Source organism: Brevundimonas sp. SS2672 (genome assembly GCF_059579685.1).
This window is the reverse complement of record NZ_CM184201.1, coordinates 1320243-1345467: the sequence shown is the minus strand read 5'-3', so window position 1 is coordinate 1345467 and position 25225 is coordinate 1320243. Positions and strand designations below refer to the sequence as shown.

Genomic DNA, 25225 nt, shown 5'->3' with positions numbered 1-25225 from the left:
GATGGGGCATCATGACAAGAGCCATCTTCCCGTCGGGCGGTCGCATTGATGAGTCCTCCCAAGAGGGTTCGTCATTCTTGCCCCACCGGAGGGGCTTCGTCGGCTTATGGTCAGGTGTCCTCGCCTATTCGCGCTGATGTCGGCGACGCGCCAGAAGCGGACATGAGGGTCCGGCTGCAAAGCGGACGTGCCGGACATTCAGGCCGGTCTGCGATTAAGCGCGAATGCCCTTGGGTCAGGTGACATGCGTTCCAATTGCAGGCCCTTGGAAGCGATTCTGGTCCCGGATCCAGACTTCGTCCTCTGGAGAACAGTTCGCGCCGAGCACGACGCCGGTGATGACCTCGGGATTGAACCGCACGACTTGCCCCGCACCATCGGGCTTCATCGACCGCCATTCCTGTTCGTAGGACCAGATGTCGGACTTGGTCGCGAGCATGCGGGGAACCGCATCACCAAAGCCGGCAGCAAGAAGGTCGCCGATGACCGGACGCTCGGACTGGTAGTCTACCTTCCAAAGAGGATTGAGGCCTCCGTATCACTGGCGACTGAAGTCGAACTGTAAGGCGACGCCCTGGTGGCTCCATCCGTAATGGCTCCACATCAAGGTGCTGTCGATGCACGCCGCAAGGCAAAAGACCCCGGTCGCATTAGCGTTCATGCGTAGGCCGTTCTGGACTTGGTCATGAAGCTCCGACATGGACTTCCCAGCCAACTTCCGTCGGATCCACTCTGTCGCGAAATCCGCAGGAATCTCGCGCCGGGTCACCTCAGCCAAAGCCGCGACTAACGGATCCTGACGAGATTCGAATTCCGCCTTGCTGTCGGGAAGCGTGGCATAGGGCCAACAGTCGAATGGATCGTTGAACGCTGCTGCGCCGGGATAGAAGCAGCGGCCGTCCAGAAGCTGGTTCACACGATCCTCCCAGGACGGTGACTGTCCGGGCGCAAGGCTGAGAAATTTGTAGAGAAGCGGTGCGTCCGTAGGCAATGCGATTTGTCCGATCACAAGTACACGTTGGCACTGTTAGAACAGCGCAACCGTCACGCGGAGTCAGTTAAGGTCCGCAAGGATTGCTGTCGCCGCTTTTGATGCCATCGAACAATCCGTTCAGCGCCAGAAGCGGAAGTCGACTCACTAGCCGCTTGCGGACATCCCTTTCCTTAGATGCGAAGCTTCCACCAACGCTAACCGCCTGCGGATGTCGACGAACCAAGCTGAAGATCGCTGTCGCTCAGGTCAGCGCCGACAAGTACTGGTGTCGAATGCGTCCATGCGAGCGTTAGCGGCCTAGCGAAAAAGCTGTGGCCGCACCCAGGTCGGGAAGGCCGCCCTCGCGAGGTCCCCAAGCGAATGACGCGTCCTGCAGTAACAGGACGATAAAGCCGTGGTACGACTTGTAGAACCCGGACAGATCCAAGGTGCCTCGGTCAGGCGAAACGTGTGCTTGGGTTATGTTCCGGTAGCGGCGGAAGGTCGACGCGAACTCGGCCGGCGCTGTCTCAGGATATGCCTCAAGCCCATTTTCCCGAGGAGGCGATCGCCCGGCCAAGATAACGGCCCGGCGCGCGTTCAAAATCCGCTGTAGATGATGCGTGATAAGCGCGTCGGCCTGCTCCGCCCGGAGCGGTCGGGTGTCGCGTTGTCGCCGGGCAGCGCAGCCCATCAAGAACTCATAAAGATGATGCACCAACCGAGCGTAGGCGTTGTAGGCCGCATAGCGGTCCCGCCGGTTTCCAGTGCCCGTTAGCAGTTCGGGCGCGTAGCCTAGGAAGTCATCGAATGCGTCGCGACATCGCAGAAATTCGTGTTGCAATGCCTGAACCAGTTTCTGGTCAGTCTCGTCATTCAGCTCGAAGCGCATATAGCATCGCTCCCCTTTCTCGAGATCAGGCCATGACTGGCTCCGCGACTTTTCGCAACAGCGGAAGCCAGTGCCTGATCAGGGGCGCCTCCGAGTGAGTTGGCGCGGGGCCTGCCGCTCTGCGCCACGAGGCGACATTGGGAGCAAGCCGGGAAGCAGTCATTCCGTCTGCACACAAGGCTAGGTGTGTTCCGCGGCGATGACCCGGAATCTCATCCCCCACGTGTCCATCAACAGAGCTTCCGTCGAGACAAAGAGCTCTAGGTGCGACGGATCGAAGGCGGTCTTCACATAGCCCGGCTGAACGATAGAGACGCTGAACTCGTAGGAGAACTCCTTCCAGCGGTTCGTCCATCCATTCACGATGGCTGGCGTGCCGATGAGGTAGCGGCTCGGGCGACCGCCACGGATTGCCTTCGCCTCCCGCTTTTGAAGATGGTCCAGAAAGATATCGGGACGCTCTCGCCAGCGGATGCATTTCTGAGCCTGCCCGCAAACCGCAAAGAGATCATCGACACGAGCGCCTTGCCGATCGCTCGAAGAATATTTCAGATGGAAGAGGTCCACCTTGAGCGTGCTCCCTGAGAGCCGCATGGCGACGAGGTCAGCAATTTCACCAGACCCGTCGTCATTATAGATCACCTCGTACTCTGCATCGCTGTCTCGGAGCCTGCGAGCCATAAACGCCTGCACGGAGTCGTCGTCGATCGAGCTGAGTGACTCCTTCCGAATGTTCACGCCAGTCCAATCGAGAGCCTCGATCTTATCGAGGTCGAAAGCCGGTCGTTCCTCATACGGAGGCAGGACGAAAAGGTCGTGGTCGACAAGCATGTCGCCGTCCGCGAAATAAATGTGCGGAGGGTCCTCGACGAACTTCTCGCGCAGGAGCTTTTCCTTCCCGCGCACATAAACCGACACCTCTGGTCCGCTGGTCTGGCGGTAGTGTGCTCCGGCTGCATCGATCGTCATCTCGAATTCGGCAGCGCGCTCGTCAGCTACGACGCGGAAGCCGAGCGGGCCACTATCGCTGAATGAGCTCAGCTCGATATCGCAGTCGTAGAAGGGCGCTCGAACGCCCTCGATCTCAATCTCGACCTTGTCCTCTTGCAGATGGAGGAAAGTCTCGGGCCAAGCGATTGCAATAGGGGGCTTCGGAGGGCGAGTTGTTTGGCGTTTCGGTCTGACAAGGCGCTGGATGATTTTGTCGGTGGTGATCGTGCCGTCAGTCAGCTTACGGCCGAGGCCATGGCACCAGTCGATCCAGTCGCCGAAGTTGTTGGTGGTGTCATAGGACCAGATCTTGCCTTTAACCGAGCAGCCGATCGTGGTCTTCCCATCGTCGGTGTAACCTTGCCCGAAGAGGTTGGTCTTCATCCGATTGCGATTGCCAGGCAGCGTATCGAGCTGCTCGCCGATATCCGAACCCATGAAGCTTGAATAGCGAACCGGCTTCCTCTGCGTTTCGCTCAGGCCAAGGTTCATCAGGATGAGGCGGCGGAATCCGTCGAGAACGCGGAAGATATTTTCTCCGCGGATGCGCTCGACGTCCAAGCCGCAGATCTTTTTGGCGATGTCTTCGTGGAGATCCTTCAGGCGCGAACTGTTGATGTAGAGCAGACCATGATCGTCATCCCAGTGGATCATGTAGAGGTTGTATTCGACGTTCGTCGGCTCTTTGGCGGTGGTCCAGCGCAGGCGATCTTCCTCACGCTTCACGAAAATCGCGATGCGTTCGGTTTCGTTGATGTGAGGGCCTTCAACGATTGAGCCCGGCTTGAACAGGTCCTCAATGGCGTGTGGTTGCCATGATGGGCACGTGGTCTTGTAGACGACAGTGCTCATCCGAGGTGTAAGCGTTTCCAATGGAAAGTGCTCGGGGATGTCCGAGAAGCCTGCGAACACCTCTTCGCGGCGACGCTCCTTCTCAGTTCGGGCCGCGCCAACAACACTCAGGACTCGGTTCCAATCTGCGTCCTCAGCGTAGAGGACCCTGAGCGACTCCTTGATGTCTGTGCCTGTTATGTTCGCGATGACGGTGGCGTCACCGAGATCGTTCCGTGTCCGCGTAAACCGTCCAACGAACTGGAACGTGACCGCTTCGCTTCGCTGCTTATCGTGCAGAGCGGCAATTTTCAGATCGGGTAGATCAAAACCTTCGCCGAGCATGTCGACGCAGACAGCGATCTTGCTTCGCTTCGCTATTAGCTCATGCAGTCGCGTCTCGCGCTCGCCCTTGCTGAGGTCGCTGTGAATAAGCACAGGCGCGGCTTCGGGAGCAGCCTTCGCGTACTTGCGGAATAGGTTCGTTGCGCGCGCGATTGTATCTGCACGCGCCATCACAAGATGCTCGAAGCCGGCGGCGCGGTCCTCTCGCATAACGCGGACGGCTTCAGCCACGATTTTGTCGTCTGCATCTTCCTCATCAAGACCCTGAACAGGGACGAATTTGATGGGCTTGAAGAGGTTCTCCTCCTGCGCCTTCGAGAGGGGGTAGACGTAGATAAAACGGCCGTCGACGCGTCGGCCGTCATTCCGAAATGGTGTCGCTGTAAACTGAAGGATGCGCTTGCGCTTGAACTGCGCACGCGCGGCGGACCAAGTCTTGGCCGCGATATGGTGGGCTTCATCGACGAACAGTGCATCGACGTGCTCCGCCATCCGCGCCTGTACCTCCGGCGCGGCCTGGCCGAGGATCTGAAGCGTGGAAATGATCACGTTCGAACGAAGGAAAATCTCGTCGACCTCTTCGATGGTCTTAGGACCGCTCACAAGCTTCGCGACGACCGGGTAGCGAGCAGATTCTTCGAGGCAGGTTGCCGCTTTCAGCACACCCAAGGTCTCGAATTTCTCAGTGATCTGTTTACGGAGGTTGCTGTTCGGCACGACAACCAGGAGCCGCCTGATTGGGGTTCCGACCGTCAACGCGAGCATTGTCTCAGTCTTACCCGTGCCGGTGGGCATCACCACCGTCGCGGGCGAATTGGTGACGCTCCAATGGGCCTGCGTCGCATAAACTGCGCCAATCTGAGGCGGGCGAAGGCCTTTGGTTATGACCTGCGCGTTTTCGACCTCTTCGGCCCGCAGCGTGAGCTTCCCCTTCCATGACTTCAGTGCCTCGTCACCGAGGGCGATGCACCCATCTCGCGAAACGGAGAGCGCGCGCTTCGTCTTCGGAAACAGCCAGACACCGTTGTTCGCATCCAACGATGCGGCAATTGACGACGCAGACGATGCGTCATCGACCTGCAGAACGCCGTCGCATCCAAAATTCGAGGTGGTGGCCTTGTCTACGAAAGCGATCGTTTCGCCCGACGGCAGCCTGCCCCTAAAGGCAGCGATCTTCTTGTATTCGTAAGGTTCAACCGTTGCAGACACGGTCTCAGACTCGCGGTCCAGATGCGAGAAGGCAGCACCCAAGATGCGCCCCTGGAAGGTGAATCGTTCGGGTAGTTTCAGCTCGACGACTTCGGCAAACAGATCGGTCAAATTTTCATTCCCGGCGCACGACTCGTTGATAGCGCTTGACGAAGGCTCACCGTGAGAATGCGACGAGAATCGTTCCACGAACACCGGTCGACCACATATGCCCACAGCTAAGTTGTGAAGCAGGTGCACGCAGAGAGAGAGTTCGAGGTGTCGACCACCAGGTGCCGTTACTGATGGCCCGGCAACGGGCCTTGGTCGTGAGATGGGAATTCAACGCGTCTCTCGCAGGCTACGCATCCTCGCTGCGGAGCATCGAGCTTTGGGAAGACCTCTCCATAGAAGCGACCCGCGAGACCGAGGGGGCCACGGGCGACGTCCTGCGTCATTTGAGTTCAAGTTCGCTACACGACATCTGATCGGCCCTCGGCGTCCTAAGTGCGCTTCGCGAACTCCCCGTCATCGTATGACTTGATGCCGGATCCAAATGTGGCGCTTTCCTCCACTCGATCTGTTAGCCGCACGAGACGCTTTCCGTGGGCCGGCCCTGTCGTAAGGTGTTCGCCTCAGGTCGTTTGCGGAAACGAGACGCATGCAAAGCCGGTTTTCTTCATTCATTGTCGGCGCCTTGGTCGACGCAATCACAGGCGGTGCCGGGAATGATCAGACCCCCCGGTTGGCATCTACCGATCCGGCCCGAAGATCGAGCAGTTCTTTCTCGACTGCGGCATCGATATGCGGATCGGCGCGAGCTCACGGGTACCGGCCGCCACCGAAGCGATTAGGAACGCCATGAGCAGACCGGACGGCGATGCGGCGATCGAGCGGCTGATCCAGAAGGTCTGCGACCCTAGGGAGTATCTTTCTGAGCCTGCCAAGGCGGTCGCCGTTCGTAACCGTCTCAACACTGCGCTTGAGCCTGATGGGCTGTCGGTCACCGTCGTCGGCGGACGGGCGGTTCTGGTAGAACTCCAACACGCGGGACTCGTGGTGGAACCATTCTTGGCGAAGGTCCAGACCATCGACTTCGACACCGTTCAGCTCGAACTCGCCCGTGCGATGCCTAGCCTCAAGTCCGACCCCGAGGATGCCGTAACTGCGGCCTGCTCTCTGATCGAGGCCGTCTGCCGGTCGATCCTCATCGAACTCTCCCTCCCGCTGCCGCCGAAAAAGGATGTTGAGGGCCTGCTGAAGGCGGTCCAGGAGCCGCTCCGCTTATCGCCAGGGCGAAGCGATTTCCCGCCGGAGATCGAAGCCGATATTCGGCAGGTGCTCAGCGGCCTGACCTCGGTCATCAAGGGCATCGGTGCGCTACGAACCCACGGCGGCGACGCGCATGGCCGTCAGCGAGGTTTCCCGCGGATTGACGCGCGCATTGCTCTCCTGGCTTTGAATCCCGCGAGCTCGGTGGCCCTGTTTCTGATCGAGACCTGGGAGCGGCTGCAGCACCGCACCCTGCCCCAGCATTCCAATCCAGAGGCTCCGCGGTAGCGGCCTGCTCGCTCGTCATGATAGCCCGTCGCTTAGGACCGTCTGAAACGGCGACCATCAGTAGGTCGTAGCACCTCCCCACAGGCCCGATCAGAACTCCACTTTGAGTTAGACGCTGACGCAATGGATTTAGCTTCCAGCGTCGTCCGAAGCGGACGTCCTGAACGTCCGATAAGAGTCAAAAGCCGTACTGGAATGGGCTCCCGAGTCCTGTCGAGTTCAGTACTCGCGATGCGCTGCGAGAAGTACAGGGTGAACACCTCCCCCACGGCTGAAGACCTCGAGCGCCTTGGGGACATCCACCGGCAGCTCCAGAAACTCATGGTCGGGTTCCACCCTGCGGCCCACGGCCATGCCCCACTCTTCGCCACCATAGCCGCCGTGCAAGCTTGTGGCCAAGAATGGAGCGGCCAGCCAAACATATGGCGCGTGAGGGATTCTATCGGCCCCGGCCCGCCCAGGGATTGAACGTCGCTCGGCCAGAGTTGAGGATGCGCCATGTGCAACAACTATCGCCTGCACGTGCCGGCCAACCAAATCGCCGCGCCATTCCGTGACGCGGGCCGGTCGCTCGGCTTTCCGAGCGGCCTGCCCAACCTGCCTCCGGCCGACTACCGCATCGGCGACATTGCGCCCGTCGTCACCCAAGGCGCCGATGGCCCGCAGCTGACTATGACGACCTGGGCGTGGAGGAGCCCGACCGGGAAACCCGTCTTCAACTTCCGCTCGGACGGCCGGTCTTTCGCCAACTCCGTCCGCTGCCTGATCCCGGCCGACGGCTTTTACGAGTTCACCGAGCCTAAGGCGCAGGGCAGGAAGACGAAATGGCTGTTCACCATGGCCGGCCAGCCATGGTTCTGGATCGCCGGCATCATTAAGGACGGGGCCTTCGCCATGCTGACGACCGAACCAGGCCCCGACGTCGCGCCCTATCATGACCGCCAGATCGTCCTCTTGCCGCAGGGTGCTGGCGTCCACTGGCTGGATCTCTGCGCGGCCGAAGACCTCATGTTGCGGCCCTGCCCGGCCGGATCGTTGACGGTGCAGAAAGTCTGGCCGGAATCGCCATGACAGCCGAGACCGATCTGCACAAGGCGGCCCGCTTCGAAGCCGAGGCCCATGACCTTCACCGCCGATCGCGCGCGGCGGCCAACCTGCCCGCGTCCATCATCCTGCGCTTTCGGGCGCTGTGGAAGGAAGAGGCGGCGCGCCTGCTGCGGCGCCAACGCTAGGCCCCGACAGGGCGACTCAGCTACACGCGGCGCCATGACGCCCGACGAACTGAACGACACTCTCGACGCTATGGCCGCAGCGGCTGGCGATGACCCCAACCTTCTGCCGGGCCTGATCACGGTCGAGACTGACCATTGGGTCAATGTGTTGTCTGCTGTGCGAGCCAAGTGCACGGCCCTACACGACGGCCTGCGCCATCGGGACATCGTCATCCACGTCGGATCGCAGCAGGAAACCAAGGTGCTGACTAGAGCCGAGGCGGGCGATCGAGGCGAACCCTATCGAGATCTTCTGCCCAGCGGTTGAGCGCCACTCCGCCGCCAGGATAACAGCGGAGGGCGCTCGTCTCCCCGGAGCGCCGCACGGGGCCAGCAAGCGCGACGCTGTGTGCCAACCGGCCCCGCGCGGAAGAGTTCCGTCCGCGGGAACCGTCTATCGCCTCCCGAGCTTTATCGGCTCGCTCAGGAGGTCGATCATGGTCGTCAGTTCACGCGCGCCCCTGCGCGATCAGGCCGGAGTGAAACTCGTTCGGATAGAGCGCCTGGCCAAGCAGCAGCGCAAGATTTCCTTTCGTCTCTCGTCGCATCGGGACGGCAGTAAGCGCCTGATCATGGATGAGGCAGAGGCGCACCGCGCTTTCGCGCGCGAAGTCGCCGCCTCCCTTCAGGACCCCGTCGTCCTCGCTCTGATCGAGCGCGGCGTCCTGCAGAACTGAAAACCCCTCGCCGGCGCTTGGGGCATCCGGCGAGGGGCTCGGCGGTTCTCAGACGGCAGCCCCGAGGATGGGGTGGGCTGCGAAAGGCCAACTGGCGGGCGCTTGCCGGGTTCCAAATGATCGCCAATGGACGTCGCTGCAAAGTCGGATAGCACGGTTCCAGTCCCTCGGAACGCTCAAGCCTCCGATACGTTGGCCGACGGGTGGAGCGATCGAGGCGGAGGCGTCGACGTTCACGCCGTCATCAACACGCCAGAGGACCATCCATGCTTCGTTGGGCCATCATCTTCTTCATCATCGCCCTGGTCGCCGCCGTGCTCGGCTTCGGCGGCATCTCGGGCATGTCGTTCGAGATCGCGAAATTCATCGCCATCATCGCCATCATTCTGTTCGTCGTCTCGCTAGTTGTGGGCGGCATGCGCGGCCGTGGGCCGCGTATCTGACGCGTCATTTCTAGAGCGCGTAAAGGCCCGGCCGCCGGTCGGGCCTTCTTGCTGCCGGCGCCTCACAGCCTCAGGGAAGTCAAAGCGTCTCAAGAAACGAGAAAGCCCGCCCTCCTAAGAGAGCGAGCCTCAATAGCGCCATTAAACTGGCGCGTTCGCTTAAACGACCTGCAGCTGACCTGCCGAAGTCTTACCCGAGCGCTGGTCGCGCTCGAGTTCATACGACAGCGCTTGGCCTTCGTTCAGGCCGCTGAGGCCAGCACGCTCGACAGCCGAGACGTGGACGAAGACGTCGCCGCCGCCAGCGTCAGGAGCGATAAAACCGAAACCCTTGGTAGGATTGTACCATTTGATAATGCCAGTAGCCATTTCCATGACCTCCGAGAAAGATTGCCCTGAGGAAAAGGTCCTGAGAGCTGTCGGGTCTAAGGAAACGGAAATCTCGATGCGTCGCAAAGAAATAGGGCGTTACGCAGAGATATCGACATCCAGACGGTGAGCTACAAAGACGGAACAAGCAAGGATAAATATTATTTAGTTCGAGTTGAGGGCTCCACCAGATTTAATATCGAGCAATTACAGGGCGCTTCTGGAGCGCAGACAAGTTTATCACCTGCGGCTTCACAATGGTGCTACGCGTACTGTTCGCCGGCTGCCGCCCACGGAGATCACGGAACAATGGATCATCGGAGGCTGACTGCGGCTGAAAAGCGCCTCGTAATCGCCGCCGCGTTTGGGGGTGTGATCGCACTGGCCGTAATCATCTGGGCCGTTCTGACGATCATTGCAGGCGGTGCTGATTAATTTCTTGTGGGCCTTGCGCTTTTAATACTAGCTCCCATTTAGGCTACGAGCCTCGGCTCATTAGGCCCGTCTGAGTCCCAATGTGGCAGACGGGTTTTCTTATGCCCGTCAGCCAGGCTTCGGCGGCAACTCGGCGGCGGGTTAACTGGAGCGGGCTTCCGGCCTCCCTTCAATGCGCGAGTGATAGACGCGAGTTCTTTTTCGCCCCGCGCTTCCGCATCAAGCCTAATGCGAGCCTTAAGCCTTGATTTCCTTTGCTGCGTGATTTCGAGCCCGCTCCACAGTTATCGTACACGCGCCAAGAGGTTTCACCGGTCGACCGTCCAGCTTTATCAACTCCCGCAGCTTCATCTGAAACTGCCCGAGAGTTATTTCGCGACCCTGGATGGGCGTGTCGGTCATTCGATATCCTCCGAGCGGCGCAGCGACTCGATCACTTGCTGGAGCTGGCGGATCTCGCCTTCCTTCTGCTTCGCCTTCTCCAGAGCGGCGTCCCATTCCTGTCGTACGCAGTCCAGATCAGCCGTGAGCTTCCTGACCTGGGCGTCGAGCGCCAGCGCCCGGTCATGCGCAGCGGCGAGGTCGGCCTGCCTATCCGGCGACGCCCCTCAAGGACTGCGTGGTTACGGTTGAATCTTCCTAATCTACACCGCCCCTTTGCTGAGGGTGCGATTAGGCACACAGCCAACCCTAAACCACGCGCTGCGTTGTGAAGCTATCGGCTTAACTGCAAGGACGCGGAAAGATGAAAGCAAGCCCCCATCTTGCGGACCTGAGTGCTCTGCCCAAGCTGGCGACTGTCCCGCCTAAAATACGCTTACGAAAGGTAGAAGCTCTCGGCGTCACGCTTATCGCAGCCGTGGTTTTCCTCGGAGCTGTCGGCGTCATCGAGCCGGAGGAAAGCAACGGTCTGGATTTGATCGTGCGGGTCACGATCATATTCGTCGCTCTAACAGCGGGGTTTCGGTTCCTTGGCAAGCGTGAGCTTAGCCAGATGTCGCCGTTCGAGATCGTCACGCTTCTGATGATAGCCGAGATCGTATCGCCGTCCCTGACGGCTGGCGACGAGTCTATCCCAGGAGCCTTGGTCGGGGCCGCTACCCTTCTGTTCCTGACCTTTATCGATTCGGTTATGACCTACCGGCTGAAATGGTTTCAAACCGTCAGCGAGGCGCTGCCTGCGATCGTGATCAATAGGGGCAGGCTCGTCGAAGATGCTTTGCACAAGGATCGCATCAGAACGGACGAAATCCTGTCGGAAATGCGCAAGGCCGGGATCGAGCGGCTGGATATGATCAAATGGGGCGTGCTGGAGCCCGATGGCCGGCTATCGTTCGTTCGATACGACGGGGAAGACACAGGTGCAGAAGAGCCATTGGTTAGCTAGGCTAGAGTTTGGAACCTAAGGGGCAGCCTGCTGGAACGGGATCGGCGCCCACCGCTTGGTTAAGGGCAACCCTAGAGAGGATATGACCATGACCGACGTCCCGCCAAACGACCCAAACTCTCGCGGCCCCGCCGATAAAGACAGCCTCCAGGAGCAAGCCAGACGCGAGACCGACGAAGCTGAGCGCCGGGAACGGGAGCCCGATCCCAGCGTCACTACGCCTCAACCGGATGAGAACCCCGACCAGCGCCGAAAGCTGGAGGAGGAAGCGGCGAAAGCTCCACCGGCGACGCCGCCGATCGCTAACCCAGACTGATCAACCGAGGTTCAGTCGGACGGCGGCCCGGGCAGAGCCGCCGTCCAAGCTTCAGTTCCTGCCCTGCACGATGTCGCGGTTAGCTGCCCTGGTCTTGGGGCCCTGAGAATCCATGGCCTCGGTACGGTCGGGCCGGTTTGCGTGATTGGCGCCCTGCTGAACGGCTTCTCCGTCCAAGGCCTCCTCTTCGTCCATATAGTCGGACACCTCGCCGGCGGCGGGCGGGGCTAGCGAGCTGTCGGAAACATCCGATGCCGCGTAGGAGCGAGGTTCTTCTTTGCGGTCCTGATCTGTCGCCTGGTCGCGTGGAGCCGCCGGATCGGTCGCGGCATTCTGAGCGGTCGCGCTGGACGATGACGTGTTCTGATGTGGCATGTCTTGTTCCTTCGTTGTGTCTATCGAAAGACGCGCGACGCTCTCTGTTCCATACTGCTCAGGCTAGGTGACCTCTTCATTCAATTGGAAACGGCGGCCCCGGATGGAGCCGCCGTTCTTCTGTCGAGCTCCTACTCCGGACGACCGGTCGCTGGCGCGCGCTCTTGGCTGAGATCCACGTGCGCTGGGTTCGGCGTCAGATCGAGCATCGCGCCGGTCCCCGCATCGATTCCGGCGCCAAGGATGCCCCCGACGAGGACGTTTCCGGCCATGGCGACGCCGCCACCGGTCGAAACCTTGTTGGTCACGGTCACAGTCGCCAGCTGATACCCCTCCAGCGTTGAGGTCGCCACGAACTCCGACTTGCGCGGCATCTTGATGGCGATACCGTCACTCTTCGCGGGACAACCCAAAGCGGACCTTTCGACCCACCGCAATGAGTCGCAAGCCGTAGTGAAATAGACTCCCGAGTCCGATCCAGGCCCGCACTCGCGATTTGCTGCAAAACGTACAGGCTCCTGGGCTTGGTCGCGACAGCGCGTTACGAGAAGCATCAAGCCTCGACGGTTTGCTGATGCTGGATGATAAGCCAACGACCTTCGGAGAGGAGGTAAGTGGACGTGCAGACGCAGCGGTAGGTAGGAGCTTCTGGTCGATCAGCCGCCGCGCGATAGCCAATAACAATAAGGTCGGCACTCGCTCGGGCGATTGTGTAGTCGCTGGGTGTGACCTCGCGCCAACGCGGTCCGCTGATGCTATCGATGACAGTCTCAGCGTCCAGGATTCCAACCTCGGCGAAGGCCATCAGGCAGCGCGGATGCAGGAGCGCTGCGTAGGCTTCGCGACCGCCGAGCCAGAGGCTTTTCTCAAGCGTCCAGATTTCGTCAAACGTCATGCCGTGCTCTCTTATTCTGAGGAACGCCTCGGATCCGTTGTCGATCCTGCTAACGTCACGGGACTAGCGAAAATCCCGCGGCTTGATACGCAGACCCCTGCCCTCGCGCGCATCGGAGCCGCTCGATCCGTGATGGAACTCGTCGCCACGTCCGTGCGGCAACGGGAAAGCGTCATCCTTCTCGCCGATCCGGCCCAGCCGGTCCGACAGGTCGAAGAGTTTCGCGGCAACGAGGTGAACGACGTCGCCTTCGCGTTGGACGCACCCCTGCACAGCGATCATGCTCGAGCCGAGTATCACGCGGCGGTGCTTCTCGTAGATGTCGGGCCAGACGACCAGATTGGCCACTCCAGTCTCATCCTCGATGGTGATGAACATGACGCCCTTCGCGGACCCCGGCTTCTGGCGCACCAGCACCAGACCCGCGATCTTGGTGAGGCGGCCGTCGCGCGTCCCCTGAGCCTGGGCGCAGGTGACGATGGCTTCGCCGGCCAGTTCGTCGCGCAGGAAGGCGACCGGATGGCGACGAAGCGAAAGACCGACATGCTGATAGTCCTCTACGACCTCCCTGCCCGCGGTCATCGCTTTCAGCGCCACCGCCTCCTCGTTGATCTCAGGCGGCGGCCGTCCATCGTCGCCGGCCGCCGCCGCGAACAAGGGCAAGGGCTCGTCGCGCAGCGCCTGGATCGCCCATAGCGCCTCGCGCCGCGCCAGACCGAAGGCCGCGCGGAAACCATCCGCCTCCGCCAGCCGCACCAACGCGGACACCTCGGCGTCCGAGCGCCGCCATACATCGTCGATGTCGGCGTAAGGGCGATCCCTGCCCGCCACGAGCGCCGCTCCGTCCGAATTGGCCAGCCCTGTGACCATGCGCAGGCCGAGCCGGACAGCGAAGGCGCCCGGGCGGTCCGTGGACTCAAGCGTGCAGTCCCAGCGCGAAGCGTTAATGCAGACGGGTCGCACCTCGACGCCATGCTCACGCGCGTCGCGAACGATCTGAGCCGGGGCGTAGAAGCCCATCGGCTGCGCGTTGAGAAGGGCCGCGCAAAAGACGTCGGGGTGCCAGCATTTAAGCCATGACGAGGCGTAGGCGATGAGCGCGAATGACGCGGCATGACTTTCCGGAAATCCGTAGGAGCCGAAGCCTTCGAGCTGGTTGAATGTCCTGGTGGCGAACTCCTCGGTATAGCCGCGCGCCACCATGCCCTGGATCAGCTTGCCTCCGAAGGCCGATACGCCGCCGGTGTGCTTGAACGTCGCCATTGCGCGGCGCAGTTGGTCCGCCTCGCCGGGGGTGAAGCCGGCGCATTCGATGGCGACGCGCATCGCCTGTTCCTGAAACAGGGGCACGCCGAGCGTCTTGCCCAGCACCCGCTCGAGTTCGGGCGTCGGATAGTCGACGGGTTCGCGTCCCTCGCGCCGCCGCAGGTAGGGATGGACCATGTCGCCCTGGATCGGACCGGGCCGGACGATCGCCACCTCGATGACGAGGTCATAGAAGGTGCGCGGCTTCATGCGGGGCAGCATCGCCATCTGCGCCCGGCTCTCGATTTGGAAGACTCCGAGGGTATCGGCCTTCCGGATCATCGCATAGGTGCGCGGGTCCTCCGCCGGGATGGTCGCGAGATCGAGGTCGACGCCCTTGTGCTCGCGAAGGAGATCGAACCCCCGGCGCATGCACGAGAGCATCCCCAGCGCCAGCACGTCGACCTTCATGAACTTCAGCGCGTCGATATCGTCTTTGTCCCATTCGATCACCTGTCGGTCTTCCATCGCGGCGGGTTCAATCGGGACCAGTTCGTCCAGGCGGTCCTCTGTCAGGACGAAGCCGCCGGGATGCTGCGACAGGTGGCGCGGCGCGCCGATCAGTTCGCGCGCGAGTTCGAGCGTCAGCCGCAATCGGCGGTCGGCCATATTGAGATTGAGTTCGCTCGCAAGCTTCTCGCCCGCCCCCTCGGTCGCCCAATGGCCGAGTTGCTTCGACAGGAGGCCGATCATGTCCTCGGGCAGGCCTAGCGCCTTGCCGACGTCGCGTAGCGCGCCCTTGGCGCGATAACGGATCACGGTCGAACAGAGGGCGGCGCGGTGACGGCCGTAAGTTTCATAAACCCACTGGATCACCTCCTCGCGCCGCTCATGCTCGAAGTCGACGTCGATGTCCGGGGGCTCCTTGCGTTCCTGGCTGACGAAGCGCTCGAACAGCAGGTCGTTACGGCCCGGATCGATCGAGGTGACGCCCAACACGAAGCAGACGGCGGAGTTGGCCGCCGATCCGCGCCCCTGGCAGAGGATGCCGAGCTTGCGCGCCTGCCGGACGATGGCGTCCACCGTCAGGAAATAGGGTGCATAGTCGAGGCTGGCGATCAGGGTCAGCTCATGACGAAGGGTCGCGGCGACCTCGTCCGGGAGGCCCTCAGGATAGCGCTCGGCTGCGCCTTCCCAGGTCCGTTTCTCCAAGGTCGCCTGCGCCGACAGACCGTGCTCGACCACCTCATGCGGATATTGATAGGCGAGTTCATCCAGGCTGAAGCGGCACCGCTCCGCGACCTCAACGCTGCGGGCGACGGCTTCGGGCCACAGGCGGAACAGCCGGGCCATTTCCTCGGGCGGTTTCAGATAGCGGTCGGCGTGGCGATTGCGGACGAAACCGGCGTCGTCGATCGTCACGCCCTCGCGGATGCAGGTCACGACGTCCTGCAGGACGCGGCGATAGGGATGGTGAAACAGGACATCGTTGGTCGCCACGGTCGGCACGCGCGCCGCCGACGCCAGATTGGAGAGGCCGTGCAGGCGAAGATGGTCTCGCGGCCGCCGACGCAAGGTCAGGGCGCAATAGGCGCGGTCGCCGAAGAGATCGGCGAGCCTTCGCAGCCGCCGCGCCGTCAGGTCATCGGCCTCGTCTGGAACCAGGACGGCGATCAGACCCTCGTTCCATGCGGCGACGTCGTCCCAATGGAGTTCGCATTCCGCCTTACCCGCACGACCCTTGCCGAGGCTGAGCAAGCGACACAGCCGGGCGTAGGCGGGCCGATCGGTGGGATAGACCAGAAGCTCGGTCCCGTCGGTGAGCACCAGCCGGGCGCCGACGATCAGGCGGACGCCGGTCGCCTTGGCCGCTTCGTGGGCGCGCACAATCCCCGCAAGCGAGTTGCGATCGGTGATCGCCAGCGCCTCGATCCCCAGCACGGCGGCCTGGCTGAAAAGCTCATCGGCCGACGAGGCGCCGCGCAGAAAGGAGAAATGCGAGGCGCATTGCAGTTCGGCATAGCGCGCGCTCATCCGAACAGCCCGTGCAGAAACCAGCGGTGCGAGCCCGTATGCGGGTCCTCGCCATCGCCGGCCCGGTAGAGCCAGAAGCGCTCGCCCGCTTCATCCTCGACCTGGAAGTAGTCGCGCACCGCCTCCAGTTCGGCGTCGCGCGTCCACCATTCACCGAAGATCCGTTCCGGACCGTCCGCGCGCATCACCCGTCGCCGCTGGCCGCGCCAGGTGAATGCGGCGGGCGGATGGTCGGGCAGCAGCGCCATCGCTTCGACCAGCTCGGGCGGGTCGAGCAGCCGCGACGGGCGGGGCCAGTCGAGAGGCCAGGTGCGCCCATCCGCCGGAGCCAGAGGTGCAAGGCGGCTCAGGCAGCGCTCGGGCACATCGCTCTCGCGCGGGGCGAGGCGATAAAGACGGCCCGCACCGATGCGGTTGGCGAGGGTGTCGATTAGCTCGGAGACATCGGCGGGCGCGGCTTCGACCAGGCTCGATGCGCCCGCCCGGTAGTGCAGCGGTTCGGCCACGGCGGCCGTCAGCGTCATGCGCTCGATTCCGAACCCCGGCGCTACGGTTTCGATCTTGTCGCAGAGGAGCCGGGTCAGGCGCCGGACGTCGCGCACCGGCTTGGCAGTCCCGATGCGGACCGCCTCGACCCGATTGTCGACGCGGTGAAACAGCAGGTCGAGCTTGCGCGCCCCGAGCCGCTTTTCCTCCAGCGTCTCGCAAAGCTGGACGACCAGCTTGCCGGTGTAGCGCGCCAGGGTCTCCGGCGCGCCGATCGGCTCGGCGAAATCACGCACGACCCGCACCAGCTCAGCAGCCGTCATCAATTCGAACGGCTCTTCGACGCGGCCATAGGCCTGATCGAGCCGCCGCCCGAGCTCGGGTCCGAACCGAAGGGTGAGCGGCGCGCGCGGCGCGGCGGCCAATTCGTCGATACGGTCGAAGCCGAGCCGGCGCAGGCCCTCAACCGTGACGGGCGTCAGGCGCAGCGCGGCGACCGGCAAAGGGCTCAGGCGGTCCGCGATCTCGTCTTCGGCGACCAGCCTGGCTCCACCGCCGAACCGCGCGAGGGCATGGGCCGCGCCGTAGGAGGGTGCGACGACCGCCCGCGCGTGGATGCCCGCCGAGGCGAGCCGTCCGGTCAAGTCGTCGAGCAAGGCCGCCTCACCGCCCTTAAGGTGAGAGGCCCCGGCAATGTCGATCATCAGGCCGTCGGGCGGATCGGGCGCGACGATCGGCGCATAGCGCCGCAGCGCCCACAGCGCGAGCCTATCCAGCGCGCGATCATCGGCCTCCCGGTCGGCGTCCATCACGGTCAACTCTGCGACCAGGGCCTGGGCCTTTGCTATCGCCATGCCAGGATGGAGTCCGAATCCCTGAGCGGCCGCATCGGCCGCCAGCACCATGCGTTTGCGGCCGTCGCGACCGACGAGCACGAGCGGCGCGTCAGGCGGCGGCGCGGACGCGCCCATCGACCGGCGCAACCGATCGGTCGGCCACGTCGGCAGGTAGAGCGAGACGACCCTTCTCATCACAGGCTTCCAGGACAAAATCCGCGCATTCGCCGGCGCGGGACCGGATCAACTCGACCAGCCAGCGGGGGCGGCCGACACCCGGTACAGGCAGGGGTTCCGAAGGCAGGGCCGAGACTCGCCAGCGCGTGACGGCCGCGGTCGGCTGGCCGAAATCGCTGGCGTCTGACTGTCTGCGCCAGCGGCGCACCGCCAAACCCGGCACGCCCGACGCTTCCGCCGCAAGCTGCAAACGCCGCGAGGCGGTCATCGGCAGTTTGGACAGCTCAGCGACGACGCCGGCGAGGCCGCCGTGACGCAAGCCTTCTTCGAAACAGGCGAGCATGGCCTTGTCGTCGCCGATCTCGGCGTAGATCACCCTGTCAGGATGAAGCCCTGCTTGGGCCAGCGCCGGCGCGAAGAGGTCGCGCTGGCTTACGCACCACAGAACCGGCCCATCCAGACGCGCCATGATCCCCGCGGCGAACAGCGCCGCCGCCGCGCCGTTAAGCGCGCCTGCCCCGCCGCCAGCGACCTCGTGCAGCGCGCCCAGCGAGAGCCCGCCGCCAGGCAGCCGGCGATCCACCGCCTCGATCCCGAACGGCAACACCCCGCGGTCCCGCTTCTCGCTCGTCTCGATCCGACGAATGCGAGTGCGTAGCGCATCGAGAAGGGGTTTCGAGGGCGATGACATAGACTCCAAATTCTGCCGCGAGTTAAAATGTTCCCTTTCTGTTCTACTCGCGAGCGTCAAGAGTCAACACGGATCGCAGGGGGGCCGCCGAAAATTGGGGGGAACGAAATCGGCAAAGCCTGATTGTCCTTTTAGGAGATCAGGAATGGCCAAGACTTTCGACGTCGGCGATCACGTCAGCTGGAACTCCGAGGCGGGGCGCGTGTCGGGCCGGATCATCAAAATCCACACCCGCGACTTTGATTACAAAGGTCACACGCACCGCGCGTCGGAAGCCGACCCCCAATACGAGATCAGGAGCGACAAGACGGATCACATCGCCGCCCATAAGGGCAGCGCTCTGGATCATGTGCGACACGACGCGTGACGCTGCCGTTCTACACGATCGGACACTCCAACCGGAGTTTTGAGGATTTCGTCGCCCTGCTGCAGGAGGCGCACGTCGAACGGGTGGTGGACGTCAGGAAGATTCCGATGTCCCGAACCCATCCTCAGTTCAACAAGACAACGCTTCCGGACGTCTTGGCGGATTTTCAGATTTCTTACGAACATAGCGCCGCCCTGGGCGGTCGACGCGGGCAGGTGAAACACGTGCCCGCGGACGTGAACGCCTACTGGGAAAACAAGAGCTTCCACAACTATGCCGACTACGCCCTCTCACACGAGTTTCGTGACGGGCTCGAACGACTGATCGAGGCCGGCCGCCAGCAGCGCTGCGCAATCACGTGCTCCGAAGCGGTCTGGTGGCGATGTCACCGCAGGCTCATCGCCGACAATCTACTCGCGCGCGGCGAGCCGGTTCTACACATCATGGGACGCGGTCGTCTGGAACCGGCTCGGCTGACAGGCGGGGCGGTCATTGGTTTGGACGAGACCGTCAGCTATCCCGCTCCGATGAGCACGGACTAGGCCTGCCAATCAGCAGACGGCACCTTTCGCTCCGATGGCGCGTTGCGCTCCCGAGAGGAGACTTTCATGTCCAAACGCGAGTTAATCGATACGGGCTCGGACAAGCGCTACGTCCGGCGCGATGAGAAGGGTCAGTTCAAGGAATCCGACGACGTGGGCCGCTCGCTCGCCGCTGACCGTCGGCAGAAGGCGAAGCACGAGAGCAAGCCCGGCCAAGGCGACCGCGGCGATCGTCGGTCCTGACCGTGGCCCGCGCCGCCCGGCGCGCCGCCCCGGCGTCCACTACCTCCCTCCCCGCCTTCCGTCCGGTCCAGCTCGCGACGCTGGTTGACGCCGTGCCAAGCGGCAACCGCTGGTTGCACGAGATGAAGTATGACGGTTATCGGCTGGAGATCGCGATCGGGGGCGGTCGCGCGCGAGCGTTCACTCGCTCGGGTCTGGATTGGTCCGAGAAATTCGACGGAATCGTCGAGGCGGCCGCGAGCTTGAAGGTCGAGTCCGCGTTGCTGGATGGCGAGGCCGTCGTGTTCGACGCCGAAGGCCGCTCCGACTTCCAGACGCTTCAGGGCGCATTGAAAGGCGATCCCGCCAGGATCGACTATGTCGCCTTCGACCTGCTCGAATTAAACGGCGAGGATCTGACGGGGCTGCCACTGCTCGAGCGCAAGGCTCTTTTGCGCGACCTAATGCCCAAGAAGCCGAGGCGACTCCGCTACTCCGACCATATTCGTGGGAGCGGTGAAAAGCTGTTGAACAGCTTCTGCGCAGCGGGCCTGGAAGGCGTGGTGTCGAAGCTGGCCGATGGACGCTACGTCGGCGCGCGATCGTCCGGGTGGGTTAAGACCAAATGCATCCAGCGCCAGGAGTTCGCCGTGGTCGGATGGACGCCTTCGGACAAATCCCGCGCTTTCCGTTCCCTGATCCTCGCCGTCAACGAGGACGGCGCTCTACGCTATGCCGGCAAGGTCGGGACAGGCTTCGATGCGAAGGAACTGCAGCGGCTCATGTCCATCATGGGTCCGCTCGAGCAAGACACGCCGACGGTCGAGGCGCCGCGTTCGGAAGTCCGCGACGCCCATTGGCTACGCCCCAAGCTCGTCGCGGAGGTCGCCTTCACCGAAATGACCAACGAAGGCACGCTGCGCCATCCAAGCTATCTCGGCCTGCGAGACGACAAGAAGCCTGAGGCCGTTGTGATCGAGAAGGCGACGCCGGTCAGGTCGGCGGAATCGCCGGTGAACGTGCCGATCAGCAACGCCGAGCGGATCATCTATCCCGAGAGCCAGATCACCAAGGGCCAACTCGCAGACTATTACGCAGCCGTCTCGCCGATCATGCTGGCCTGGATCGCGTCCCGTCCGATCAGCCTCGTCCGATGCCCGCAAGGCCGGGCCAAGAAATGCTTCTTCCAAAAACATGACGCCGGCAGCTTCGGCGAGGCGGTCCGTCATGTGGCGATCGAGGAGAAGGACGGCGAGGAGGAACCTTACCTCTATATCGACACGGCCGAAGGGCTGATGACCTGCGTGCAGATGGGCACGATCGAATTCCACGGCTGGGGCGCGCGCATCGAGGACGTCGAGAAGGCGGACCGACTAGTCTTCGACCTTGACCCGGACGTAGGTCTCGATTTCGAGGCCGTGCGCTCCGCCGCCTTCCGTTTCAGAGATATCCTGAAGACGATCGGGCTGGAGACCTTCCCCATGGTGACGGGCGGAAAGGGCGTTCACGTCATTGCGCCGCTGACGCCGCGGGCCGAATGGCCCGAAGTGAAGGATTTCGCCCGGCGGCTTGCCATCGCAGTCGCTCAGACTGAGCCGACCAAGTTCACAGCCGCCCTGCCGAAGGCCCAGCGGAAAGGACGCATCTTCGTCGACTACCTGCGCAATCAGCGCGGCGCGACCGCCGTCATGCCTTACAGCGCTCGCGCTCGCGAAGGCGCGCCCGTCGCCGCGCCGATCACCTGGAAGGAGATGGAGACGATCGAAGGCCCGGCTCGCTTCCATGTCGGCGATCAGGCCGAACTGCTTAAGCGCGCCGGTCTGAAGACGCTGTCGTCCTGGGGACGCGCTGATCAGGCGCTGCCCGACCTGTGAAGATCGCAACCTACAACGTGAATGGGGTCAACGGCCGCCTCCCTGTCCTTGTTCGGTGGCTGGAGTTGGCTCAACCGGACATCGTCTGCTTGCAGGAACTGAAAGCCCCTCAGGAAAAATTCCCCGAAAGCGCCATCCGCGATCTTGGTTATGACGTGATCTCGCATGGTCAGAGCCGATGGAACGGCGTCGCGCTGTTGAGCCGGGTCGGTGAGATTCACGAGACTCGACGCGGCTTGCCAGGCGATCCCGACGACATACAGAGCCGATACATCGAGGCGGCCGTGAACGGCGTGCTTGTCGCCGGCCTCTATCTGCCGAACGGCAACCCCCGACCGGGTCCGAAGTTCGATTTCAAGCTGCGCTGGTTCGAGCGTCTGCACGCCCACCTGGCGAGTCTGGTTGGTCTTGACGCGCCCGTCATCGTCGCTGGCGATTTCAACGTCATGCCGACGGATAAGGACGTTTATGCCCCCGAGCGCTGGCGCGACGACGCCCTCTTCGCCCCTGAGGTGAAGGCCGCCTACCAGCGGTTGCTTGACCAAGGGTGGACGGACGCCGTCCGCCGCCTGCACCCCGACGACGTCATCTACACCTTCTGGAAATACTGGCGCGGCGCGTTCGAACGGAACGCGGGGCTGAGGATCGACCATCTCCTCTTGAACCCGCCAGCCGCCGCTCGGCTTGTGGCGGCCGAAGTCGATACCCGCCCGCGCGGCTGGGAGAAGACGAGCGATCATGCGCCGGTGTGGATTGAGATTCGCGAGCCGAAAGGCAGGCGGCGGACGCCTCCCGCTCAGGAGAGGAGATGATGGAGACCGAACAGTTCATTCTTCATGAGAACGATTGGTTGCCGAACAACGAACGGCTCCCGGTCCTCCTCTATCGCGGAGTCGTCAATGCCGAGGGGAAAAAGGCCGCGGAACGCTTCGAACGGATGTTCGCCGATCACGGCTGGCCGCCGCAATGGCGCGACACGATCTTCGACTATGACCACTACCATTCAACGGCCCACGAAGCGCTCGGCGTGGCGACAGGCTATGGCACGCTGCTGCTCGGCGGGCCCGGCGGCCGCGAGGTCGAGGTCCGCGCCGGCGACGCGCTCATTCTGCCTGTGGGCGTCGGCCATCGCCGCATTGAGGTCAGCGACGATTTCATGGTCGTCGGGGCATATCCGAAGGATTACGATTGGGACATATGCCGAGAGGCGCCCTCTGCTGAGACGCGCCGGCGAATGCGGACGCTCGCGATTCCTGATGAAGATCCAATCGCCGGGCGCAGCGGACCGCTTCGCGAGCGCTGGCAGGCGAACAGGTGAGGCCTCCACGAAGGCGGATCGTATCTTCGACCTCGGGAGTTCGACAGGGCGGGGCGCTTGAGAAACGAGAGGCCCAGGCCATGTCCATTCATAAGATGATCCTGCTTCACCCGGATGTCGGCGACGACTTCAACGAACTGCTCGCCGACGCCGCCCGCCACGCGATGTTCTGCAGCCTGATGTGCACGTCGTGCGCCGACGCCTGTTCTGCCGAGACGATGGATATGCGGCAGTGCATCCGGTCCTGCCTGGATTGCGCAGACGTTTGCGATGCGACCGCCCGACTTGCGGTCCGCCGCACGGGTCAGAATATCGAAGCTCTACGCGCCATGCTCGAGACCTGTGCGAACGTCTGTGATCTTTGTGCAGAGGAGTGCGAGCGTCACGACCACGACCATTGCCGTCTTTGCGCAGAGATGTGTCGCGAGTGCGCGGATGACTGTCGCAAAGCGGTCCCGACGGTCCAGTAGGATTGTTTCAGGGAGTCATTCCCGATGTGTAACGAGTACGCCCGCGAGATCGCATTGGCCAAGTTTCGCGAGGAACTCGCGAAAGCCAAACAGATGCCGTTCGAGTGGCAGGATGGGCGGATTCCTAACGACCTCGGCCCGAAGCCCAGCCTGAAAATTCGAGATCTTGGTTTGGTGGTTCGCCTCAAAGGAGACCACCTCGTCGGCTCAATGTTGCCTTGGGCCTGGCGCGCGCCGAACGGCAAACCTGTCTTCAACTTCAGGAGCGAAGGCTGGGACTTTGCGGGCAGCGATCGCGTGCTGATCCTTGCGACCGGATTCTACGAGCACAGCACGCCGCGCAAGCCTGGCGTCAAACTGATGGATCGCTTCTTCTTCACGATGCGAGACCAGCCTTGGCATTGGATCGCGGGCATCGTGAAAGACGACTGCTTCTCGATGCTCACGACCGAGCCCGGACCAGATGTCGCGCCTTTCCACAAACGCAGCGTCGTCCCGCTGGCTCCGACCGATGGGGTGGAGTGGCTGACGCTTTCCAGGGATGAGGCGGAAATATTTGCGCCTCTCCCGGAAAACACGCTCGAGGTGCGTGTGATCCGAAGAGACGGCATTCAACGGGCAGCCGATCCGGCCAAGCCCGTGCCTGCTGACGAAGGTGGATTACTCCAGGGGCTGTGATGGTCGTTTCGGCAGAGTTGTGGTCTGGACCGTCTTTTCGGCCTAATGCGCGGCGCAAATGCAGAAACGCAAACACCTCGTGCGCCATTGAGCTTACGGGGTTTTTGGCGCCTATATCGGTATAACCAGAGCGGCTATACGAACAGTGGTTGCGGGAGCCGGATCGGGACGATGCCTCACACCTGCGATCCGCTTCATGACGTGACTACGTCAGCGACATTCAACGCCCACATCGCTTCAGAAGCAGCCACTGCGTCAGAGCGAGAAGGCGACTCTAGTTGGGCTCGCAAACCACCACATAATCGGCGCCGCATCGTAAGCCGTTGCGCTCGGCACAGAGCGCGAGTCCTTCTTCGCGAAGAGTTTCAACCCGCGAGGCAAGGCTCCGGGCCAGCCCGTGGTTTGCGACCCGGGGCAAGCGCCGCACAGCCATATCCAGTTGACCGTTCACCCATTTCGCCTTGTAGCGATTGGGAAAGCGACAAGCCGAGAGCACCCTGAAGCCGGCGCTGGCAAGCGCGTTCAACGTCCACTCCGCCGGATACTCCCGATAGGGCGTCTCGTCCGCCAGGAGCAGGACCGCGTCGCGCAGCCTGCCGATCTCACGCACCATCCGGGCCTCGTCCGTATCGGCCGGTCCGACGATGTAGGGATCCAGGCCGACGACATAGAGGCGACGCCCAGTCATGGGCCTCAACCGGCGCAGAAGGGTTTGCTGGAAATAGGGCGCGAAGCCCTCGACGGCGCCGATGAGATAATCGGCCAGCACCGTGTCGAAGACCTCGCCTTCCAGCAGGGTCGCGTCGGTCCAGTTGCCGAGCAGCAGCCGGTCGTGCGGCCGAAGACGCTCCCCGACCGAGGCGCGCACCTGATCCGCATGACCGGCCGCAGCCGTCACCCCCGTCCAGGCCTCCGTGGCCAGACCCGTGCTCCACAAACTGGAGTTGACCCCTGTCCCGGCGTCCAGAAAACGACCCCACGGAAGGTCGCCCTGCAGCGCCTCCACGTGATCGAACAGGCTCATTGCGCCTCGGCCCGGGCAGCGCGAAACGCCGCTCGGCGGACCAGCCGCACTTCGAGATCATGACCCATGGCGTCGGCCAGGCGCACCGCCGCCTTCAGGGTCATGCGCTCCCGATCCCTCAGCCACAGGCAGACCTGTCCCCGCGGGACGCCGAGCCTTCTCGCCAGATCGGACTGACTGAGACCGTTGGCCCGACACGTCTCGAAGACCCGCCCGATCATTCGCCAGACCTCGACCTGCACCCGCTCGGCCTCCGCCAAAGCCCCCTCGCCGCTCATTTCAATCTCCCTCATGCTCGCTTGATGAATGTTACG

General features: G+C 62.8%; 29 protein-coding genes. 16 read left to right on the top strand and 13 right to left on the bottom strand.

Annotated features, from left to right (window positions below):
- Nucleotides 1–235: 235 nt before the first annotated feature.
- From AC52GN_RS06825 to AC52GN_RS06810, 4 genes are all read right to left on the bottom strand, one after another.
- Nucleotides 236–439: a hypothetical protein gene (locus AC52GN_RS06825; protein ID WP_496528587.1), complete on the bottom strand. Its 204-nt coding sequence runs from the start codon at nt 437–439 to the stop codon at nt 236–238.
- 99 nt (nt 440–538) lie between these two features.
- Nucleotides 539–916, bottom strand: coding sequence for a DUF2971 domain-containing protein (locus AC52GN_RS06820; protein ID WP_496528586.1), 378 nt, complete (start codon nt 914–916; stop codon nt 539–541).
- Nucleotides 917–1283: 367 nt separating this feature from the next.
- Nucleotides 1284–1865 (bottom strand): hypothetical protein, encoded by a 582-nt coding sequence (locus tag AC52GN_RS06815; protein WP_496528585.1) that lies wholly within the window; start codon nt 1863–1865, stop codon nt 1284–1286.
- Between the two features lie 180 nt (nt 1866–2045).
- Nucleotides 2046–5351, bottom strand: a complete 3306-nt coding sequence (locus AC52GN_RS06810; RefSeq protein WP_496528584.1) for a DEAD/DEAH box helicase — start codon at nt 5349–5351, stop codon at nt 2046–2048.
- A gap of 729 nt (nt 5352–6080) precedes the next feature.
- Between AC52GN_RS06810 and AC52GN_RS06805 the strand changes: the two genes are divergently transcribed.
- From AC52GN_RS06805 to AC52GN_RS06780, 6 genes are all read left to right on the top strand, one after another.
- A complete protein-coding gene (locus tag AC52GN_RS06805) occupies nt 6081–6779 on the top strand; it encodes an abortive infection family protein (protein ID WP_496528583.1) in 699 nt (232 codons plus the stop codon).
- 498 nt (nt 6780–7277) lie between these two features.
- Nucleotides 7278–7850, top strand: a complete 573-nt coding sequence (locus AC52GN_RS06800; RefSeq protein WP_496528582.1) for an SOS response-associated peptidase family protein — start codon at nt 7278–7280, stop codon at nt 7848–7850.
- A complete protein-coding gene (locus tag AC52GN_RS06795; protein WP_253107936.1) occupies nt 7847–8011 on the top strand; it encodes a hypothetical protein in 165 nt (54 codons plus the stop codon). The genes AC52GN_RS06800 and AC52GN_RS06795 overlap by 4 nt, the downstream gene beginning before the upstream one ends.
- A gap of 34 nt (nt 8012–8045) precedes the next feature.
- Nucleotides 8046–8318 (top strand): hypothetical protein, encoded by a 273-nt coding sequence (locus AC52GN_RS06790; protein ID WP_253107937.1) that lies wholly within the window; start codon nt 8046–8048, stop codon nt 8316–8318.
- Nucleotides 8319–8487: 169 nt separating this feature from the next.
- Nucleotides 8488–8727, top strand: a complete 240-nt coding sequence (locus tag AC52GN_RS06785) for a hypothetical protein (protein ID WP_291783441.1) — start codon at nt 8488–8490, stop codon at nt 8725–8727.
- Between the two features lie 266 nt (nt 8728–8993).
- On the top strand, nt 8994–9170 hold the full coding sequence (locus AC52GN_RS06780) for a DUF1328 domain-containing protein (protein WP_346487774.1): 177 nt from the start codon (nt 8994–8996) through the stop codon (nt 9168–9170).
- Nucleotides 9171–9329: 159 nt separating this feature from the next.
- On the opposite strand, the gene AC52GN_RS06775 is transcribed toward AC52GN_RS06780, so the two are convergent.
- Entirely contained in the window at nt 9330–9539 is a 210-nt protein-coding gene (locus tag AC52GN_RS06775) for a cold-shock protein (RefSeq protein WP_200165182.1), read from the bottom strand.
- Between the two features lie 1180 nt (nt 9540–10719).
- On the opposite strand from AC52GN_RS06775, the gene AC52GN_RS06770 reads away from it, so the two are divergent.
- A complete protein-coding gene (locus AC52GN_RS06770) occupies nt 10720–11361 on the top strand; it encodes a DUF421 domain-containing protein (RefSeq protein ID WP_200165183.1) in 642 nt (213 codons plus the stop codon).
- Between the two features lie 88 nt (nt 11362–11449).
- Entirely contained in the window at nt 11450–11677 is a 228-nt protein-coding gene (locus AC52GN_RS06765) for a hypothetical protein (protein WP_269298579.1), read from the top strand.
- 51 nt (nt 11678–11728) lie between these two features.
- On the opposite strand, the gene AC52GN_RS06760 is transcribed toward AC52GN_RS06765, so the two are convergent.
- The 6 genes from AC52GN_RS06760 to AC52GN_RS06735 form a co-directional block, all read right to left on the bottom strand.
- Nucleotides 11729–12052 carry a hypothetical protein gene (locus tag AC52GN_RS06760; protein WP_496528581.1) on the bottom strand — a complete coding sequence of 108 codons (324 nt, stop codon included), beginning with the start codon at nt 12050–12052 and terminating at the stop codon, nt 11729–11731.
- A gap of 131 nt (nt 12053–12183) precedes the next feature.
- Nucleotides 12184–12426, bottom strand: coding sequence for a hypothetical protein (locus AC52GN_RS06755; RefSeq protein WP_269298577.1), 243 nt, complete (start codon nt 12424–12426; stop codon nt 12184–12186).
- A gap of 179 nt (nt 12427–12605) precedes the next feature.
- Complete coding sequence (locus AC52GN_RS06750) at nt 12606–12947, bottom strand: nuclear transport factor 2 family protein (RefSeq protein WP_496528580.1); 342 nt, start codon at nt 12945–12947, stop codon at nt 12606–12608.
- A gap of 63 nt (nt 12948–13010) precedes the next feature.
- Nucleotides 13011–16226: an error-prone DNA polymerase gene (locus AC52GN_RS06745; RefSeq protein WP_496528579.1), complete on the bottom strand. Its 3216-nt coding sequence runs from the start codon at nt 16224–16226 to the stop codon at nt 13011–13013.
- Nucleotides 16223–17743, bottom strand: coding sequence for a DUF6504 family protein (locus tag AC52GN_RS06740; RefSeq protein ID WP_496528578.1), 1521 nt, complete (start codon nt 17741–17743; stop codon nt 16223–16225). Before AC52GN_RS06740 ends, AC52GN_RS06745 begins: the two co-directional genes overlap by 4 nt.
- Complete coding sequence (locus AC52GN_RS06735; RefSeq protein ID WP_291783467.1) at nt 17658–18416, bottom strand: ImuA family protein; 759 nt, start codon at nt 18414–18416, stop codon at nt 17658–17660. The genes AC52GN_RS06740 and AC52GN_RS06735 overlap by 86 nt, the downstream gene beginning before the upstream one ends.
- Before the next feature lie 145 nt (nt 18417–18561).
- Here AC52GN_RS06735 and AC52GN_RS06730 point away from each other — a divergent pair, with 145 nt between their 5' ends.
- From AC52GN_RS06730 to AC52GN_RS06695, 8 genes are all read left to right on the top strand, one after another.
- Nucleotides 18562–18783 (top strand): hypervirulence associated TUDOR domain-containing protein, encoded by a 222-nt coding sequence (locus AC52GN_RS06730; protein WP_291783471.1) that lies wholly within the window; start codon nt 18562–18564, stop codon nt 18781–18783.
- Nucleotides 18780–19325 (top strand): DUF488 domain-containing protein, encoded by a 546-nt coding sequence (locus AC52GN_RS06725; RefSeq protein ID WP_496528577.1) that lies wholly within the window; start codon nt 18780–18782, stop codon nt 19323–19325. The genes AC52GN_RS06730 and AC52GN_RS06725 overlap by 4 nt, the downstream gene beginning before the upstream one ends.
- A 66-nt stretch (nt 19326–19391) precedes the next feature.
- Nucleotides 19392–19568 carry a hypothetical protein gene (locus tag AC52GN_RS06720; protein WP_145915895.1) on the top strand — a complete coding sequence of 59 codons (177 nt, stop codon included), beginning with the start codon at nt 19392–19394 and terminating at the stop codon, nt 19566–19568.
- Between the two features lie 2 nt (nt 19569–19570).
- Entirely contained in the window at nt 19571–21421 is a 1851-nt protein-coding gene (gene ligD / locus AC52GN_RS06715) for a DNA ligase D (protein ID WP_496528576.1), read from the top strand.
- The gene (xth, locus tag AC52GN_RS06710; RefSeq protein WP_496528575.1) at nt 21418–22233 is read left to right on the top strand and encodes an exodeoxyribonuclease III; all 816 of its coding nucleotides are present in this window, start codon (nt 21418–21420) and stop codon (nt 22231–22233) included. The genes ligD and xth overlap by 4 nt, the downstream gene beginning before the upstream one ends.
- Complete coding sequence (locus AC52GN_RS06705; protein WP_496528574.1) at nt 22230–22739, top strand: hypothetical protein; 510 nt, start codon at nt 22230–22232, stop codon at nt 22737–22739. The genes xth and AC52GN_RS06705 overlap by 4 nt, the downstream gene beginning before the upstream one ends.
- A gap of 80 nt (nt 22740–22819) precedes the next feature.
- The gene (locus AC52GN_RS06700) at nt 22820–23209 is read left to right on the top strand and encodes a four-helix bundle copper-binding protein (protein ID WP_496528573.1); all 390 of its coding nucleotides are present in this window, start codon (nt 22820–22822) and stop codon (nt 23207–23209) included.
- A gap of 24 nt (nt 23210–23233) precedes the next feature.
- A complete protein-coding gene (locus tag AC52GN_RS06695; protein ID WP_496528572.1) occupies nt 23234–23887 on the top strand; it encodes an SOS response-associated peptidase family protein in 654 nt (217 codons plus the stop codon).
- Between the two features lie 274 nt (nt 23888–24161).
- Here AC52GN_RS06695 and AC52GN_RS06690 read toward each other — a convergent pair whose 3' ends face one another.
- Nucleotides 24162–24911: a class I SAM-dependent methyltransferase gene (locus tag AC52GN_RS06690; RefSeq protein ID WP_496528571.1), complete on the bottom strand. Its 750-nt coding sequence runs from the start codon at nt 24909–24911 to the stop codon at nt 24162–24164.
- Nucleotides 24908–25204, bottom strand: coding sequence for an XRE family transcriptional regulator (locus tag AC52GN_RS06685; protein ID WP_496528570.1), 297 nt, complete (start codon nt 25202–25204; stop codon nt 24908–24910). The genes AC52GN_RS06690 and AC52GN_RS06685 overlap by 4 nt, the downstream gene beginning before the upstream one ends.
- Nucleotides 25205–25225: the final 21 nt, after the last annotated feature.

Bases quoted from the DNA above. Each gene is read 5' to 3' on its own strand.
- AC52GN_RS06815 (WP_496528585.1), bottom strand. From the start codon at position 1,865: ATGCGCTTCGAGCTGAATGACGAGACTGACCAGAAACTGGTTCAGGCA.
- AC52GN_RS06800 (WP_496528582.1), top strand. From the start codon at position 7,278: ATGTGCAACAACTATCGCCTGCACGTGCCGGCCAACCAAATCGCCGCG.
- AC52GN_RS06700 (WP_496528573.1), top strand. From the start codon at position 22,820: ATGTCCATTCATAAGATGATCCTGCTTCACCCGGATGTCGGCGACGAC.
- AC52GN_RS06790 (WP_253107937.1), top strand. From the start codon at position 8,046: ATGACGCCCGACGAACTGAACGACACTCTCGACGCTATGGCCGCAGCG.
- AC52GN_RS06685 (WP_496528570.1), bottom strand. From the start codon at position 25,204: ATGAGGGAGATTGAAATGAGCGGCGAGGGGGCTTTGGCGGAGGCCGAG.
- AC52GN_RS06755 (WP_269298577.1), bottom strand. From the start codon at position 12,426: ATGCCGCGCAAGTCGGAGTTCGTGGCGACCTCAACGCTGGAGGGGTAT.
- AC52GN_RS06770 (WP_200165183.1), top strand. From the start codon at position 10,720: ATGAAAGCAAGCCCCCATCTTGCGGACCTGAGTGCTCTGCCCAAGCTG.
- AC52GN_RS06730 (WP_291783471.1), top strand. From the start codon at position 18,562: ATGGCCAAGACTTTCGACGTCGGCGATCACGTCAGCTGGAACTCCGAG.
- AC52GN_RS06750 (WP_496528580.1), bottom strand. From the start codon at position 12,947: ATGACGTTTGACGAAATCTGGACGCTTGAGAAAAGCCTCTGGCTCGGC.
- AC52GN_RS06825 (WP_496528587.1), bottom strand. From the start codon at position 439: ATGCTCGCGACCAAGTCCGACATCTGGTCCTACGAACAGGAATGGCGG.
- AC52GN_RS06720 (WP_145915895.1), top strand. From the start codon at position 19,392: ATGTCCAAACGCGAGTTAATCGATACGGGCTCGGACAAGCGCTACGTC.
- AC52GN_RS06745 (WP_496528579.1), bottom strand. From the start codon at position 16,226: ATGAGCGCGCGCTATGCCGAACTGCAATGCGCCTCGCATTTCTCCTTT.
- AC52GN_RS06795 (WP_253107936.1), top strand. From the start codon at position 7,847: ATGACAGCCGAGACCGATCTGCACAAGGCGGCCCGCTTCGAAGCCGAG.
- AC52GN_RS06690 (WP_496528571.1), bottom strand. From the start codon at position 24,911: ATGAGCCTGTTCGATCACGTGGAGGCGCTGCAGGGCGACCTTCCGTGG.
- AC52GN_RS06775 (WP_200165182.1), bottom strand. From the start codon at position 9,539: ATGGCTACTGGCATTATCAAATGGTACAATCCTACCAAGGGTTTCGGT.
- AC52GN_RS06735 (WP_291783467.1), bottom strand. From the start codon at position 18,416: ATGTCATCGCCCTCGAAACCCCTTCTCGATGCGCTACGCACTCGCATT.
- AC52GN_RS06805 (WP_496528583.1), top strand. From the start codon at position 6,081: ATGAGCAGACCGGACGGCGATGCGGCGATCGAGCGGCTGATCCAGAAG.
- AC52GN_RS06785 (WP_291783441.1), top strand. From the start codon at position 8,488: ATGGTCGTCAGTTCACGCGCGCCCCTGCGCGATCAGGCCGGAGTGAAA.
- AC52GN_RS06705 (WP_496528574.1), top strand. From the start codon at position 22,230: ATGATGGAGACCGAACAGTTCATTCTTCATGAGAACGATTGGTTGCCG.
- AC52GN_RS06765 (WP_269298579.1), top strand. From the start codon at position 11,450: ATGACCGACGTCCCGCCAAACGACCCAAACTCTCGCGGCCCCGCCGAT.
- AC52GN_RS06740 (WP_496528578.1), bottom strand. From the start codon at position 17,743: ATGAGAAGGGTCGTCTCGCTCTACCTGCCGACGTGGCCGACCGATCGG.
- AC52GN_RS06695 (WP_496528572.1), top strand. From the start codon at position 23,234: ATGTGTAACGAGTACGCCCGCGAGATCGCATTGGCCAAGTTTCGCGAG.
- AC52GN_RS06760 (WP_496528581.1), bottom strand. From the start codon at position 12,052: ATGCCACATCAGAACACGTCATCGTCCAGCGCGACCGCTCAGAATGCC.
- AC52GN_RS06780 (WP_346487774.1), top strand. From the start codon at position 8,994: ATGCTTCGTTGGGCCATCATCTTCTTCATCATCGCCCTGGTCGCCGCC.